This is a genomic window from Kribbella sp. VKM Ac-2569 (assembly GCF_004216905.1).
Lineage (GTDB): Bacteria > Actinomycetota > Actinomycetes > Propionibacteriales > Kribbellaceae > Kribbella.
This window is the reverse complement of the sequence record NZ_SGXJ01000003.1, coordinates 1,197,787-1,211,575: the sequence shown is the minus strand read 5'-3', so window position 1 is coordinate 1,211,575 and position 13,789 is coordinate 1,197,787. Positions and strand designations below refer to the sequence as shown.

The following is a 13,789-nucleotide window of genomic DNA, read 5'->3' as shown; positions in this document are numbered from 1 at the left end:
GGGGCACATGCTCGGGGATGCGAAGATCGGAGCGGTACGACGGGACCGTCGGCCGGACTGGTGAACGGGGACGGATGGAGGACGCGATGGACGGCGCGCTGGAGGAGTACCTGGAGCGGATTGCTCCGGCGGATTCCGGAGCGATGCGGGCGGCTGAGGAGCGGCACGCGCAGCTGACGAAGCCGGCCGGATCGCTCGGTGTGCTCGAGGAGCTGTCGATTCGGGTGGCCGGCATGACCGGAACGCAGGCAGTGCCGGCTCCGGCCGTGGTGTCGGTGTTCGCGGCCGATCACGGCGTCCATGCACAGAACGTCTCCCCGTGGCCGCAGGAAGTGACCGCCGCGATGCTGGCGAACTTCGCCGCCGGCGGCGCCGCGGTCAACGCGTTCGCCAAAAACAACGGTGTCGACATCCGCGTCGTCGATGTCGGCGTCGCCACGCCGGTCGACCAACTCGACATCGTGCACGCGAAGGTCCGCGCGGGCACGCGCGACCTCTCGCAGACCGGCGCCCTGACCGAGGACGAGGCGCGGGCAGCGATCGCCGTCGGGTTCGACCTCGCCGACCGGCTCGTCCAGGACGGGTACCGCTGCCTGCTGACAGGCGACATGGGCATCGCCAACACGACCGCCTCGGCAGCGCTGATCGCGACCTTCACGGGCGCGACCGCCGACGCCGTCACGGGCCGCGGGACGGGTATCGACGACGCGGCGCTCGCCCACAAGACAGGCGTCGTACGGGGTGCTCTCGCGCTCCACGCCGTACCGCCGACCGAGCCGCTCAAGGCTTTGCAGGCGTACGGCGGTCTGGAGCATGCTGCCCTCGCCGGGTACATCCTCGGCGCCGCGGCCAACAGGGTCCCGGTGATCCTGGACGGTGTGATCGCCGGGGCGGCCGCGCTGGTGGCGCAGGCGTTCCACTCGGCCGTCATCGACTACTGCGTCGCCGGGCACCGGTCCGCGGAGCCGGGGCACGCGGTCGCGCTCAAGCAGCTCGGCCTGCAGCCGCTGGTCGACCTGGATCTGCGGCTCGGTGAGGGGACCGGCGCCGTGCTCGCGTACCCGATCCTGACCTGCGCGGTCCGCGCGCTCGCCGAGATGGCCACGTTCGAGGACGCGGGGATCACTTCGTGACGAACCAGTACCTGTCCGGTCTAGTCCTCGAAGGGCGGCGCGTGGTCGTCGTCGGCGGTGGCGGTGTCGCCCAGCGACGGTTGCCGCGGCTGCTCGAGTCCGGGGCGCGGATCGACCTCGTCTCGCCGTCGATCACGCCGACGATCGAGGGGCTGCTCGGCAACCCGTCGCTGACCTGGATCGAGCGCGGGTACGTCGCCGGTGACCTCGACGGAGCCTGGTACGTCGTAGTGGCGACGGATGATGCCGCGGTCAACGATCAGGTGTCGGCGGAGGCGGAGGAACGGCGGATCTTTTGCGTGCGATCCGATGACCGGTCCCGTGCGACCGCGTGGACGCCGGCTTCCGGGCAGCACGACAACGTGACGATCGGCGTCCTCGGGGGCGGCGATCATCGCCGGTCGGCCGCCGTACGGGACGCGATCCTCGAGGGTCTGCGGACGGGTGAGCTGGCGGCGCGGGACGTGGATCGGCGGCCTGGGGTTTACCTGGTCGGTGGGGGTCCGGGCGATCCGGATCTGATCACCGTGCGCGGGCGGCGGTTGCTGGCCGAGGCGGATGTGGTGGTCGCGGATCGGTTGGCGCCGCAGCAGTTGCTGGACGAGCTGCATCCTGATGTCGAGCTGTTCGATGCGGCGAAGTTGCCGCGCGGGCGGGCCGCGCAGCAGGAGGAGATCAACCGGATCCTGGTGGAGCGTGGGCAGCAGGGGAAGGTCGTCGTACGGCTCAAGGGTGGGGATCCGTACGTGTTCGGGCGCGGGTTCGAAGAGGCGCTGGCGTGCGCGGCGGCAGGGGTGCCGTGGACCGTGGTGCCGGGGATCACGAGCTCGATCTCGGTGCCGGCGGTGTCGGGGATCCCGGTGACGCATCGTGGCGTGACGCACGAGTTCACGGTGGTGTCGGGGCACATTCCGCCGTCGCATCCGGATTCGCTGGTGAACTGGGATGCGTTGGCTCAGTTGCACGGGACGCTGGTCTTGCTGATGGCGGTGGAGAACCTGCCGGCGATCGCGTCCCGCTTGATCGAGGGTGGGCGTGCGGCGGAGACGCCCGCGGCGGCGGTTGCCGACGGCACCCTTCCGGGGCAGCGGATGGTCAAGTCGGATCTCGCCGGAATCGCACAGGCGATGGCGGACGAGGGCGTCGGCGCCCCGGCGATCGTTGTCATCGGCAACGTGGTGGACGTGGCAGGGCAAGCGTGAGTCTGGTTCCGGTTGAGGATGCGGGGGACTCGCGGCTGGCGGATTACGTTCGGTTGCGGGAGGTCAGTCTTCGGCGGCTTCTTGAAGAAGAGCATGGGCTGTTCATTGCCGAGGGCGACAAGGTGATCCGGCGCGCGGCGGATGCCGGGTATGAGCCGCGGTCGTTTCTCCTGGCGCCGCGGTGGCTCGACTCGTTGCAGGACGTGCTGGAGAAATGGCCGGACAAGCCCGTGTACGTCGTCTCGGAGGAGTTGGCCGAGCAGGTCACCGGGTTCCACGTGCACCGCGGCGCGCTGGCGTCGTACAAGCGGCAGCCCGCCGTACCGCTGCCTGACCTGCTCACAGACGACGTACGGCGGATTGCGATCTTCGACGAGATCGTTGACCACACCAACGTCGGAGCCGGGTTCCGCGCCGCGGCCGCGCTCGGTGTCGGACTGGTCCTGGTGACGCCGACCTGCGCCGACCCGCTGTACCGGCGCTCGATCAAGGTGTCGATGGGGACCGTCTTCCAGGTCCCGTGGACCCGCCTGCAGAACTGGCCCGGCGACCTGCGGCACCTGCAGGACAACGGGTACGTCGCCGCCGCGATGGCGCTCGCCGACGACTCGATCACGCTCGACGAGCTCGCGGACCGCAAGGACGACAAGCTCGCGCTGATCTTCGGCACCGAAGGCCACGGCCTCAAACCGCACGTGCTCGAACAGGCAGACCTGACCGTACGCATCCCGATGGCCGGCGGCGTCGACTCCCTCAACGTGGCATCCTCAGCAGCAGTAGCGTTCTACGCCACTCGCTGAGGGGGATACATGCGTACGACGGAACGCCTGGTACTGCGCCCGTTCCGCGAGTCCGACCTGGAACCGTGGGCCGCGCTGAACGCGGATCCCGACGTCACGCAGTACCTCGGGCCGCCACTGGGCCGCGAGGACTCGGACCGGACCGCCTGGGCCATCAACGCGTCCTACGAAGCACAGGGGTTCGGCTTCCTGGCGGTCGAGCGACGCTCGGACGGCGTGTTCCTCGGCGCCTGCGGACTGAGCAAGGAGCAGTGGTACCCGGACGACCTCGAGATCGGGTGGCGGCTGGCCCGGGAGTACTGGGGCCACGGGTACGCGACCGAGGCGGCGACGTCGTGGCTCGAGCACGGGTTCGCGACCATGGGGCTGCCGCGCATCATCGCCGTCACCGACTCGCCCAACGAGCGCAGCATTGCCGTCATGCGCCGGCTCGGCATGACCTTCGACCACGAGGCCGTCCTCGAGGACGACGGCGTACCGTTCGACGCCACCGTCTACGCGCTCACAGCCGATGCCTGGCGGCGGCGCGTAGGCTGACCGGCATGCGAGCGGTGGACGACCTCGGCGCGTTCCTGCGTGCCGAACGTGCTCGCGTGGACCCGGCTGCGGTGGGCCTCCCGGCCGGTCGCGATCGGCGCGTCGCGGGCCTGCGGCGTGAGGAGGTCGCCGTACTCGCCGTCGTCAGCGCGGATTACTACGCCCGGCTCGAGCAAGGGCGCGAGCGGCATCCGTCGGCTCAGGTCCTGAACGGGATCGCTCACGCGTTGCGGCTCGACCCGGACGCCCGCGCGTACCTGTTCCGGCTGGCCGGGCTCGCCCCGGCGCCCGGCCTCGGAGCCGCGCGGGATCAGGTGCATCCAGCGCTCCTGCAGTTGCTCGACAGCTTCCCGGCCGCGGCCGGGTACGTGCTGAGTCCGGCGTACGAGATCCTCGCGACGAACCGCGTGGCGCAGGCGCTGCTGGCGCCGTTCGGGATGACGAACATGCTGCGGATGATGTTCGAGCATCCCCGGGCGCGGGACATCTTCGGTGACTGGGAGGCGGTCGTACGGCGGGCGGTCCACGCGGTCCGGTTCAACGCGGCGGCGTACCCGGACGACGCCGAGATCGCGGCGCTGGTGGCGGACCTGCTGCCGCGATCGCCCGAGTTCCGGGCACTCTGGGAGGACCGGACGGCGCGCGGGTTGAGCCGGGCGTACAAGATCTTCAACCACCCACAGGCCGGCCGGATCGAGCTGACCTACCAGACCTTCGACGTCCGGGCCGCGCCCGGTCAGCAACTGCTCGTCGGTACGGCGGAACCGGGCAGCGCGAGTGCGGAGGCGTTGGAGCGGTTGACGGACTGACTGGGTGCGGCGCACCCAGGAAGACACGGCCTTCTGCGCCGGCTGCCCCGGCGAGACGCTGTGAATATGTTGAGTTATTCGACGTACGTCGCACCGTCCAAGCCGGCCGTGTCCAACGATCTCCCGCCGGGTGAGGTACGCCGGATGTGGTCGCCGACCGCGGCCACGCTGATCCACGGCGAGCACGACGCGGTCCTGGTCGACCCGCTGATGACGCAGGCGGAAGGCGAGGACCTGGCAGGCTGGATCGCGGCCACCGGGAAGAACCTGACCACGATCTTCGTCACGCACGGCCACGGCGACCATTTCTTCGGCGCAGCGCCGGTGCTCGACCGGTTCCCGGCAGCCCGGATGGTCGCGCTGCCGTCGGTGGTCGAGGGCATGCGGAAGCAGCTCAGTCCGGCGTGGCTGGACGGCTTCTGGCGGGTCAGGTTTCCCGGGCAACTGCCCGGCCGGCTGGTCGTCGCCGAACCTCTCGACGGCGACACCTTCACGCTGGAGGGTTCCGAACTGGTGGCGATCGACCTCGGTCACACCGACACCGACGGCAGTTCGGCGTTGTACGTCCCGTCGATCGGTCTCGTCGTCGCGGGGGACTCCGTGTACGACGACGTGCACCTCTACCTGGCCGAGTCGGTTGCCGGTGGCCTCGATCGTTGGCTGGCCGCACTCGACGTACTCGAGACCCTGCATCCGGTCGCGGTCGTCTCCGGTCACCGCCAGGCGGGCGCTTCTGACGACCCGCGGTACATCGACGAGACCCGCAGGTACCTCAAGGCGTTCGCCGCCGCGGAGACCCGGACCAGCACCGCGCTCGACCTCTACAACGCAATGCTCGCGGAATACCCGGACCGCCTGAACCGCGGTGTCCTCTGGAACTCCATCCGCGCGATCAAAAGTAGTTGACGACAGTGATGACATAGCAGCATGCAGAAGGTAGTTCTGGTCACCGGGATGCAGGCGGCGGGGAAGTCGACGATCGCGCCGCTCCTCGCCGCCCGGATGGGGCCGCCGGCCGCGACGCTCGACGGGGACGTGTTCTACCGCGGCGTGGTCGCAGGCGCTGAAGTCATGACGCCGGACCCGTCGGCGGAGGCGGTGCGGCAACTGGAACTCCGGTACGACGCCAGCGCCTTGGTCGCGCAGCACTACGCCGATGCCGGTTTCGACTTCGTCTGCAGCGATATCGTCCTGGGCGAGCATGTCGAGCGCTGGTTCTCGCGGCTGCACGACGTCGACCCGTACCTCGTCGTACTCGTCCCGTCGGTCGAGTCCATCGTCGAGCGGGAGATCGGCCGCGGCGGCGCCAACTCGTACCGTGACTGGGGCCCCTCGCTCGAGGACGGCGTACGCGCACTGCAGGCCGGCCTCGACGAGATCCCGCGCCGAGGCCTCTGGCTCGACACCACCGGTCAGACCGCAGCCGAAACCGTCGACGGGATCGACCTGGAGAAAGCCCGCTGGTAGATCAGGTGGCGGGGGTGTCCTCGTGCTCGTCCTCGTGCTCGACCATCGGGGTGACGGGCCAGTCGGTCGGGTAGTCGGGGGCGAACTCGTCGGCCTCCGCGAACAGGCGCTTCTTGTACTTGCGGGAGAGGCGGTCGCCGAAGACCATGCCCTGCGTGTGGTCGGTCTCGTGCTGCAGGCAGCGGGCCAGCAGGCCGTCGCCCTCGAAGCTGACCGGCTTGCCGTGCTGGTCGACGCCGGTGACCTTGGCGAAGTCGGGGCGGGCGCACTTGGTGAACGCGCCGGGCAGCGACAGGCAGCCCTCGTCGCCCTCGTCGAGGTTGCGGTCCTTGCCCTCCGGGAGCTCCAGCGTCGGATTGCACACGACGCCCTGGACGCGCTTGCCTTCCTTGTCGGGGCAGTCGAACACGAACAGCTGCAGGTCCACGCCGACCTGGTTCGCCGCCAGGCCGACGCCCTCGGCCGCGTTCATCGTCGCGACCATGTCCGCGACGAGCGTCTGCAGTTCGTCCCCGAAGTCGGTGACAGGCTGATTGACCCGATGCATGACGTCCTCGCCCCACCGCGTGATAGGCCGCACCGAACCATTCCCAGGCAACGTAGACATGCCCGAAATCCTAACCGCCGCCCCCCACGGCGTCTTTGAGCACCCACCAACCGCTTTCGGCTCGCCTGAATGGTTGATGGGGGCCCAAAGAGCCTGGGGTCTACTTGGCGTTGACCTCGTCGCGCCAGGCGACCCAGGCGCGGAGGAGGCCCAGGTCGTAGTCGGGGCCGGAGGAGTGGACCGTGAAGAGGCGGGTGCCGACGTCGAGGAGCGACTTGCCGACCTGCTCGGGCGTCTTGTCGCCGACGGCGACCGAGCGCTCGATCTCGCCGGGGTCGCGGCCGATGGTCGCGCAGTGCTCGTCCAGTACGGCGTGCTTGTGCGCGATGGTCTCGGCGTCGCCGAACCCGTGCCAGATGTTCGCGTGCTTGGCCACGAGCTTCAGCGTCTTCTTCTCACCGCCGCCGCCGATCAGCACCGGGATGTCCCGGGTCGGCTTCGGGTTGAGCTTCTCCCAGCGCTGCTCGATCCGCGGCAGCGCCTCGCCGAGGGCGTCCAGCCGGCCGCCCGCCGTACCGAACTCGTAGCCGTACTCGTCGTAGTCCTTCTCGAACCAGCCGGAGCCGATGCCGAAGATCAGCCGGCCGTCGCTGATGTGGTCGACCGTCCGCGCCATGTCGGCGAGCAGGTCGGGGTTGCGGTAGGAGTTACAGGTGACCAGGGCGCCGAACTCGACCCGCTCGGTCGCCTCGGCCCAGGCGGCCAGCATGGTCCAGCACTCGAAGTGCAGACCCGCGGGCTCACCGCTGAGCGGATAGAAGTGGTCCCAGTTGAAAACAACGTCAACGCCGATCTCTTCGGCCGCCGCGACGGTCCGCCGGATGTCGGCGTACTGGGCGTGCTGGGGCTGGACCTGCAGACCGATCCGTGCGGGGAACGCGCCGTACGGACGGTCGGTGGAATCGGAAGCTGTCATAGCGGGAATCCTATCCCGTTTTGCGGAGGACCCTCCGGATAGGTCACTGGGTGAAGTACGCCGCCAAGTGGCCGAGCATCGTGGCGACGCCGGGTTCGATCGGGACCTGCTGCTCGTCGGACAGCCCGACGCTGCGGTAATCGAGCCGCGTACGGCCGTCGGCGAGCGCGGTCAGGTCGACGGTGATCTCCTCGGCGGGCTGGTCGAAGTGCAGGACCAGGTGGTGCGGCAGGTCCAGGTCGCCGAAGCGGAGCGTGAACGGGACCTCTGTGCCGTCCGCGGCGACGAACACGGCCGAGATCTGGCCGCCGGGGCGGACGTCGAGCGTGACGCGGTCGGACGGGGTGCTGAAGCCTTCGGCGACGAACCAGGCGGCGAACGGTTCGGGCTCGGTGAACGCCCGGACGACCTCGGTGGGTGGGGCGTCGACGATCTGTTGCAGGGTGAACATGGCGGGGGACCTCCATCGGGATCGGGCTGACTCCAACACTGTCCCGCGAGGCGTTTACGGTTTGTTTTCGGTCGGGACCCGGTCGGCGTAAACGGCGGCCCAGTCGCCGAGGGCGCGGATCGGGACCAGGCGAGGTTGCTGGAGGCAACGGCTGCGCTGGCGATCGGGATCTGGGTCGGCGGGGGAGACGTCCGCGAGATGTTCCCGCCGCTAGCTGCCGCGTTCGGCACGGTCCCGCCCGGCCAACCGCAGGCTCCAGACGGGGAACAGCAGATACGTCCCGGCCCAGCTGACGCCGGCCACGAAGGTCCACGCCGGGGCGTTGTCCATGTCGTCGAGACCCATCGGGATCCCTGGTACGCCGACCAGCCCGAGCAGCATCACACCTCCGGCCACGACGCCTGATCGGCGCAGGCGGGTCGGACCGTGCCGGCTGACAGCCACCAGCCAGAGTCCGATGAGCGCGAAGCCGAAGCTGGACCACAGTCCAGCGAGGTAGAAGCCGGTGACCTCGGTCACCACAAGCACTGTGCCCACGACCGTCAGGATCGCGCCGACCACGGCAACGCCAAGCAGCAGGAACCGATGTGAGGGCGCCGCGAGGAACCTGGCGAGAGCGAGGCTCTGGACGCCGAAGACAGCGTTTCCCAGGTCGTTGATGGTTCCGAAGGGGCCGCCGACGGCGAAGAATGCGATCAGGCAGGCACAGGTGGTGAGACCCACGACGCCGTGGGTTATCGCCACCACCGGGAGGCCGGCTTCAGCGTTCACCCTTGGATGATCGCGCAAACAGCTGGTTCAAGTCAGCCTGTGGGATCTGGTCGGCAGCGAAGGTGATCGTGCCCTTCGTCGCCAGCTCCTCCGCGCTGCGGCGGATGAAGCCGAGGGCCGCCCGGGCGATGCTGCCGCCGAGACTGATCCGCACAACGCCGGCCGCCTGCAGGTCGGCGACCGTCAGCGTGGAGGTGCCGAGACCGATAACCACGTTCAGCGGGCCGTCGATCTCGGCGACCAGCGTGCGGATCGTGTCGAGATCGTTGACGCCGGGGACGTAGAGACAGTCCGCGCCCGCCGCGCGGAAGCGGTTTGCCCGGTCGATCGAGTCGCTCAACGAGGTCGGCGTACGCAGCAACTGCCCGTCGGTCCGCGCGGTCAGCACGAACTCGTCCCCGGACGCCTCCCGCGCCGCCACGATCCGCTCGACCGCGAGCTCTACGTCGTACAGCTCCCGCCCGTCGTAGTCCTCGATGTTCCCGCCGGCCAACCCGGCCTCGCGGGCCAGCCTGATCGTGTCCGCGACCCGCTCCGGCTCAGCGCCGTACCCGTCCTCGAGATCCCCGTTCACCGGTACGTCGCTCGCCGCCGCGATCTCCCGCACCCGATCGAACATCTGCTCCCGCGACACCGCCGGCGCCCCGTCCGGCAGCGTGTGATCGCCCTTCGCCAGCGAGAACGCGATCCCGGCGCTGGTCGTCGCGATCGCCGGGAACCCGGCCGCCGCCAGGATCACCGCACTCCCGGCATCCCAGGCATTCGGCATCACGAACCGATCGGCATGCAACTCGCGGAACGTCGTCATACGCCCGAGTCTTTCATCCCGACTCTTCGGCGCCGGCCGAACTCAGCCGAGCTTCCCGACCATCCGGGCCACCGCCGCCTGCGCCTTCGGGCCGTTCACCAGATCGGGATCGCCCTCGGTGCCTTTCGTGTTCCAGTACAGGTAGAACGCCGGCCGCGAGCCCGCCGGCAGCCCATCGAGGTACGCCGTCTCGCGGTCGATCTCGCTCGCCCGCGCCTGATCGCTCTTCGTCCCCTTGAACCCGCGCTCGGTCAGTCCCCACTTCGCCGCCGCACCCGGCGTCTGCTGCACGACCTCGCGGTACCACCGCACGTGCCCAGCGTGCTCGCTGACGATCGCGGTCGCGGGCTGCGTGCCGCCGCTGTACGTGTCGGCGCCGTAGAAGTCCGCCTCGACCCGCCACGGCTTCGGGTCCTTGGTCCGCGGCCGGCCGTCCCACTGGAACGCCATCGCCGAGTACCCGACCTTCACCTGCGGATTGGCCGCCTTCATCACGTCCCGGACGCGCTTGAACGCCTTCGCGAACGTCTGCCCGTCCATGTCGTTCTCGGGCTCGTGATACCAGATGAAGTACGTGTCCGGCTGCTCCTTCAGCCACACCGCGAGCTCCCGGAACCGTACGTCGTACATCCCGGAACCGGTCGCCTCCGGCGCGGTCTTGATGCTGACGAACGGGATCAGCCCGGCATCCCAGGACGCCTGCGCCACCCCGGCGTACTTCTTCCGCAGGTCGGTCTTCGTCGACTGGACCCCGTTGACGAACTCGCGGGTCGCTCGCACCCCGGGGTACCGCTTCGCCAGGTCCTTCGGCGCGACGTCGTCGTGCACGCCCATCAGCACCGGCGCGGCCGCCTCGACGGGATTGTCTGACGTGGCAACAAAAACGGTGGCGGCGAGCATGATGCTCGCCGCCACCGCAATGGTCTTCTTCAGCATGCTAGCCACTTCAGGTCAGCTTCGAGGCTGCGGCCTGGTCGAGGAGCCAGAGGGTGCGGTCCTGGCCCTTCGGGTGGGCGGCCGGAACGTCATCGCCGCTCAGCGCTCGAGCGACCGCGTCGGCCTTGTCCTCGCCCGACACCACAAACCAGACCTCCCGCGCCCGGTCCAGCCGCGGGAACGTCAAGGAGACCCGGGTCGGTGGCGGCTTGGGGGAGTCGTGGACCGCTACCGCCGCGGTATCTGTCACCTCGAGCTGCGGATAGCCAGGGAAGAGCGATGCCACGTGCCCGTCCGGGCCGACGCCGAGCATCAGTACGTCGAACTTCGGCGAGCCCGCGGCAGCCAGCTCTTCTGCGTACGCCGCAGCCGCAGCCTCGGCGCCCTGTCCGGTGTCGGCCGGCATCGGGTGCACCCGGGCCGGGTCGACGTCCAGGTGGGACAGCAGCGCTTCCCGGGCCTGCGTCTCGTTCCGGTCCGGGTCGCCGTCGGGCAGGAAACGCTCGTCACCCCACCAGAACTCGACCCGCTGCCAATCGATCTGGTTCCGGGCCGGCGACTCCGCGACAGCCCGGTAGACGACGGCGGCGACCCGGCCGCCGGTGAGCACGACCTGTGCGACGCCACCGGTGCTCTGCGCGTCGACGACCCGGGTGATGAACCGGGACGCGACGGCGTACGCCAGATCATCGGCATCGGCATGGATCAGCAGCTCGGCCTGGTTCATCGCTTCGCCGCCTTCTTCCCCGCCGCCTTCTTGCCCCCAGCAACCTTCTTCGCCGCAGCCTTCTTCGCAGGGGCAGCCTTCTTGGTGGCGACGACCTTCTTCCCGGCCGCGGTCACCTTGGCCGCCGTGGACTTCCGCGCCGTCTCCGCGACCTTCTTCGCGTCCGCCGGCATCGCATCCCGCTCGACCATGCACGCCAGCGTCTTCGCGTACACGTCGTCCGGGTCGAGCCGCCGCAGCTCTTCACTCAACAGCTCAGACGTCGTACGCCGCTTCAACGCCACCGGCCGATCCGGCTGGCCGGGCACGGAGAACGTCGCGACCGCACCGTCCGGCCGCGTCAACGCGATCGGACCCGACGGCGTGAACAGCCGTACGGCGGTCACCCCCGGACCTCGCGAGTTCCGCTGCTCCACCGGCACCTTGAGCCGCGACTGCAACCACGCGGACATCAGATCCGCACTCGCGTTCCCGCGAGCGGCCGTGACCTCGGCCCCGGTCACCTTCGTCGGGTACTGATCCAGCGCGGCCGCCATCAGCGCACGCCACGGCGTCAACCGCGTCCACGCGAAGTCGGTGTCACCAGGCGCGTACCCCTCGGCCCGCGCGTTGTAGTCCACCGACGCCCGCCGCGTAGCGGCCGCGTCCGTCACCCGGCGCCGGCCCAGCCGGCCCAACGGATCCTCGGCCGGAACACGAGGCCCGCCGCCCGGCCACCAGACGATGACAGGGGAGTCTGGCAGCAGCAGCGGCGTGACCACGGACTCCGGCACCTTCGCCAGGTCACCGTGCAGCCGCAGGAGCACCGCCTCACCCGGAATGCCCTCGCCGACTCGTACCTCGGCGTCCAGCCCGGACGCGCCGCGGCCCGGCCGCAGGATCGCGACCAGGACCCGGGACGGGTGTTCGCGACCGGCCTCGTTCGCGGCCTTCATCGCGTCGTGGTGGGACGCCTCGTCGACGACCACCACGATCGTGCCGACCATGCCCATGGCCGGCGACCCCGCGTTCCGCCGGGCCTTCAGCAGCGCCGACGCGATCTCGCTCGACGTGGTGTCGGTCAGGTCGATGATCATGGCCGCCTCCAGGCACGTCCGTCGCGGGCGAGCATCTCGTGCGCCGTGTCCGGGCCCCAGCCGCCGGACGAGTACTGCTCCGGCTTGCCGTGCCGCGCCCAGTAGTCGAGCACCGGGTCGAGGATCTTCCAGCCCAGTTCGACCTCGGTGTGCTGCGGGAACAGCGGCGGATCACCGAGCAGTACGTCGAGGATCAGCCGCTCGTACGCTTCGGGGGAGGACTCCGTGAACGAGCCGCCGTACATGAAGTCCATGTTCACGTCGCGGATCTCCATCGACGTACCAGGCACCTTGGCGCCGAAGCGGACCGTGATGCCTTCGTCCGGCTGGATCCGCAGCACCAGGGCGTTCTGGCCGAGTTCTTCGGTCTCGGTCTTGTTGAACGGGAGGTGCGGCGCGCGCTTGAACATCACCGCGACCTCGGTCACGCGCCGGCCGAGCCGCTTGCCGGTGCGCAGGTAGAACGGGACGCCGGCCCATCGCCGGGTGTCGACGTCGACCCGCAGCGCGGCGAACGTCTCTGTCGCCGAGGACGCCGGGATGCCGTCCTCCTGCAAGTAACCCTTCACCTTCGAGCCACCGGCCCAGCCTGCCGCGTACTGCCCACGGGCACTGTGTAGGTCGAGGCGTTCCGGCAGCTGTACGGCGTTCAGCACCTTCTTCTTCTCCTGGCGCAGCGACCAGGCGTCGAAGCTGACCGGCTCCTCCATCGCGACCAGCGCGAGCAGCTGGAGGAGGTGGTTCTGGATCACGTCCCGCGCGGCGCCGATGCCGTCGTAGTACCCGGCGCGGCCGCCGATGCCGATGTCCTCGGCCATCGTGATCTGCACGTGGTCGACGTAGTTGCTGTTCCAGATCGGCTCGAACATCGCGTTCGCGAACCGCAGCGCGAGGATGTTCTGGACCGTCTCCTTGCCCAGGTAGTGGTCGATCCGGAAGACCGCCTCGGGCGGGAATACCGACTCGACGACCTGGTTCAGCTCGCGGGCGCTCTTCAGGTCGTGACCGAACGGCTTCTCGATCACCACCCGCCGCCACGAGCCGGGGTGCTCGTCGGTCAGCCCGTGCTCGGACAGCTGCCGCACGACCTCCGGGAACAGCCCCGGCGGGATCGACAGGTAGAACGCGTGGTTGCCGCCGGTCCCGCGGGTGACGTCGAGCTCGTCGACCGTCTCCCGGAGCCGCTTGAACGCCTCGTCGTCGGTCAGGTCGCCCGGCACGAACCGGAAGCCCTCGGCGAGCTGCTGCCAGACCTCCTCGCGGAACGGCGTCCGCGCGTGCTCCTTCACCGAGTCGTGCACGATCTGGGCGAAGTCCTGATTGGTGTAGTCCCGACGGGCGAACCCGACCAGGGCGAAACCCGGGGGCAGCAGCCCCCGGTTCGCCAGGTCGTAGACCGCCGGCATCAGCTTCTTGCGGGCCAGGTCGCCGGTGACCCCGAAGATCACCAGGCTGCACGGCCCGGCGATCCTCGGCAGCCGCCGATCCTGCGGATCGCGCAGCGGGTTCACCGGACCTGTCGGCTCTTCGCCGAGCTCAGCGGTCATGG

General features: G+C 69.6%; 16 protein-coding genes. 7 read left to right on the top strand and 9 right to left on the bottom strand.

Annotated elements, in window-relative coordinates; translation table 11 throughout:
- Positions 1 to 17 precede the first annotated feature (17 nt).
- The 7 genes from cobT to EV649_RS25990 all read left to right on the top strand — a co-directional run bounded on the left by cobT (position 18) and on the right by EV649_RS25990 (position 5,948).
- Positions 18 to 1,133, top strand: a complete 1,116-nt coding sequence (gene cobT, locus EV649_RS26020) for a nicotinate-nucleotide--dimethylbenzimidazole phosphoribosyltransferase (RefSeq protein WP_241998644.1) — start codon at positions 18 to 20, stop codon at positions 1,131 to 1,133.
- Positions 1,130 to 2,335, top strand: coding sequence for a uroporphyrinogen-III C-methyltransferase (gene cobA / locus EV649_RS26015; RefSeq protein WP_130386153.1), 1,206 nt, complete (start codon positions 1,130 to 1,132; stop codon positions 2,333 to 2,335). The genes cobT and cobA overlap by 4 nt, the downstream gene beginning before the upstream one ends.
- Positions 2,332 to 3,135 carry an RNA methyltransferase gene (locus EV649_RS26010; protein WP_130386152.1) on the top strand — a complete coding sequence of 268 codons (804 nt, stop codon included), beginning with the start codon at positions 2,332 to 2,334 and terminating at the stop codon, positions 3,133 to 3,135. Before cobA ends, EV649_RS26010 begins: the two co-directional genes overlap by 4 nt.
- Before the next feature lie 9 nt (positions 3,136 to 3,144).
- On the top strand, positions 3,145 to 3,672 hold the full coding sequence (locus tag EV649_RS26005; RefSeq protein ID WP_130386151.1) for a GNAT family N-acetyltransferase: 528 nt from the start codon (positions 3,145 to 3,147) through the stop codon (positions 3,670 to 3,672).
- Positions 3,673 to 3,677: 5 nt separating this feature from the next.
- Positions 3,678 to 4,481, top strand: coding sequence for a helix-turn-helix transcriptional regulator (locus EV649_RS26000; protein ID WP_130386150.1), 804 nt, complete (start codon positions 3,678 to 3,680; stop codon positions 4,479 to 4,481).
- Positions 4,482 to 4,547: 66 nt separating this feature from the next.
- Positions 4,548 to 5,387, top strand: a complete 840-nt coding sequence (locus EV649_RS25995) for an MBL fold metallo-hydrolase (RefSeq protein WP_198682674.1) — start codon at positions 4,548 to 4,550, stop codon at positions 5,385 to 5,387.
- Positions 5,388 to 5,408: 21 nt separating this feature from the next.
- Complete coding sequence (locus EV649_RS25990) at positions 5,409 to 5,948, top strand: hypothetical protein (RefSeq protein ID WP_130386149.1); 540 nt, start codon at positions 5,409 to 5,411, stop codon at positions 5,946 to 5,948.
- A 1-nt stretch (position 5,949) separates the two neighbouring features.
- On the opposite strand, the gene def is transcribed toward EV649_RS25990, so the two are convergent.
- The 9 genes from def to zwf form a co-directional block, all read right to left on the bottom strand.
- Positions 5,950 to 6,555, bottom strand: a complete 606-nt coding sequence (gene def / locus EV649_RS25985; protein WP_130386148.1) for a peptide deformylase — start codon at positions 6,553 to 6,555, stop codon at positions 5,950 to 5,952.
- Positions 6,556 to 6,655: 100 nt separating this feature from the next.
- Positions 6,656 to 7,471: an LLM class F420-dependent oxidoreductase gene (locus tag EV649_RS25980; RefSeq protein ID WP_130386147.1), complete on the bottom strand. Its 816-nt coding sequence runs from the start codon at positions 7,469 to 7,471 to the stop codon at positions 6,656 to 6,658.
- A gap of 43 nt (positions 7,472 to 7,514) precedes the next feature.
- Positions 7,515 to 7,922 (bottom strand): SRPBCC domain-containing protein, encoded by a 408-nt coding sequence (locus tag EV649_RS25975; RefSeq protein ID WP_130386146.1) that lies wholly within the window; start codon positions 7,920 to 7,922, stop codon positions 7,515 to 7,517.
- Positions 7,923 to 8,132: 210 nt separating this feature from the next.
- Complete coding sequence (locus tag EV649_RS25970) at positions 8,133 to 8,693, bottom strand: hypothetical protein (protein WP_130386145.1); 561 nt, start codon at positions 8,691 to 8,693, stop codon at positions 8,133 to 8,135.
- Positions 8,683 to 9,501: an isocitrate lyase/phosphoenolpyruvate mutase family protein gene (locus EV649_RS25965; protein ID WP_130386144.1), complete on the bottom strand. Its 819-nt coding sequence runs from the start codon at positions 9,499 to 9,501 to the stop codon at positions 8,683 to 8,685. The genes EV649_RS25970 and EV649_RS25965 overlap by 11 nt, the downstream gene beginning before the upstream one ends.
- Positions 9,502 to 9,543: 42 nt before the next feature.
- Positions 9,544 to 10,437: a hypothetical protein gene (locus EV649_RS25960; protein WP_130386143.1), complete on the bottom strand. Its 894-nt coding sequence runs from the start codon at positions 10,435 to 10,437 to the stop codon at positions 9,544 to 9,546.
- A 10-nt stretch (positions 10,438 to 10,447) separates the two neighbouring features.
- Positions 10,448 to 11,164 carry a 6-phosphogluconolactonase gene (gene pgl / locus EV649_RS25955; protein ID WP_130386142.1) on the bottom strand — a complete coding sequence of 239 codons (717 nt, stop codon included), beginning with the start codon at positions 11,162 to 11,164 and terminating at the stop codon, positions 10,448 to 10,450.
- A complete protein-coding gene (locus EV649_RS25950) occupies positions 11,161 to 12,240 on the bottom strand; it encodes a glucose-6-phosphate dehydrogenase assembly protein OpcA (RefSeq protein WP_130386141.1) in 1,080 nt (359 codons plus the stop codon). Before EV649_RS25950 ends, pgl begins: the two co-directional genes overlap by 4 nt.
- A complete protein-coding gene (gene zwf / locus EV649_RS25945) occupies positions 12,237 to 13,787 on the bottom strand; it encodes a glucose-6-phosphate dehydrogenase (protein ID WP_130386140.1) in 1,551 nt (516 codons plus the stop codon). The genes EV649_RS25950 and zwf overlap by 4 nt, the downstream gene beginning before the upstream one ends.
- Positions 13,788 to 13,789: the final 2 nt, after the last annotated feature.

What these genes read in the sequence shown, in the direction of transcription:
- cobT (WP_241998644.1), top strand. Translation starts at nt 18, where the DNA reads ATGCGAAGATCGGAGCGGTACGACGGGACCGTCGGCCGGACTGGTGAA.
- EV649_RS26005 (WP_130386151.1), top strand. Translation starts at nt 3,145, where the DNA reads ATGCGTACGACGGAACGCCTGGTACTGCGCCCGTTCCGCGAGTCCGAC.
- EV649_RS26000 (WP_130386150.1), top strand. Translation starts at nt 3,678, where the DNA reads ATGCGAGCGGTGGACGACCTCGGCGCGTTCCTGCGTGCCGAACGTGCT.
- EV649_RS25995 (WP_198682674.1), top strand. Translation starts at nt 4,548, where the DNA reads ATGTTGAGTTATTCGACGTACGTCGCACCGTCCAAGCCGGCCGTGTCC.
- EV649_RS25990 (WP_130386149.1), top strand. Translation starts at nt 5,409, where the DNA reads ATGCAGAAGGTAGTTCTGGTCACCGGGATGCAGGCGGCGGGGAAGTCG.
- def (WP_130386148.1), bottom strand. Translation starts at nt 6,555, where the DNA reads ATGTCTACGTTGCCTGGGAATGGTTCGGTGCGGCCTATCACGCGGTGG.
- EV649_RS25980 (WP_130386147.1), bottom strand. Translation starts at nt 7,471, where the DNA reads ATGACAGCTTCCGATTCCACCGACCGTCCGTACGGCGCGTTCCCCGCA.
- EV649_RS25975 (WP_130386146.1), bottom strand. Translation starts at nt 7,922, where the DNA reads ATGTTCACCCTGCAACAGATCGTCGACGCCCCACCCACCGAGGTCGTC.
- EV649_RS25965 (WP_130386144.1), bottom strand. Translation starts at nt 9,501, where the DNA reads ATGACGACGTTCCGCGAGTTGCATGCCGATCGGTTCGTGATGCCGAAT.
- EV649_RS25960 (WP_130386143.1), bottom strand. Translation starts at nt 10,437, where the DNA reads ATGCTGAAGAAGACCATTGCGGTGGCGGCGAGCATCATGCTCGCCGCC.
- pgl (WP_130386142.1), bottom strand. Translation starts at nt 11,164, where the DNA reads ATGAACCAGGCCGAGCTGCTGATCCATGCCGATGCCGATGATCTGGCG.
- EV649_RS25950 (WP_130386141.1), bottom strand. Translation starts at nt 12,240, where the DNA reads ATGATCATCGACCTGACCGACACCACGTCGAGCGAGATCGCGTCGGCG.
- zwf (WP_130386140.1), bottom strand. Translation starts at nt 13,787, where the DNA reads ATGACCGCTGAGCTCGGCGAAGAGCCGACAGGTCCGGTGAACCCGCTG.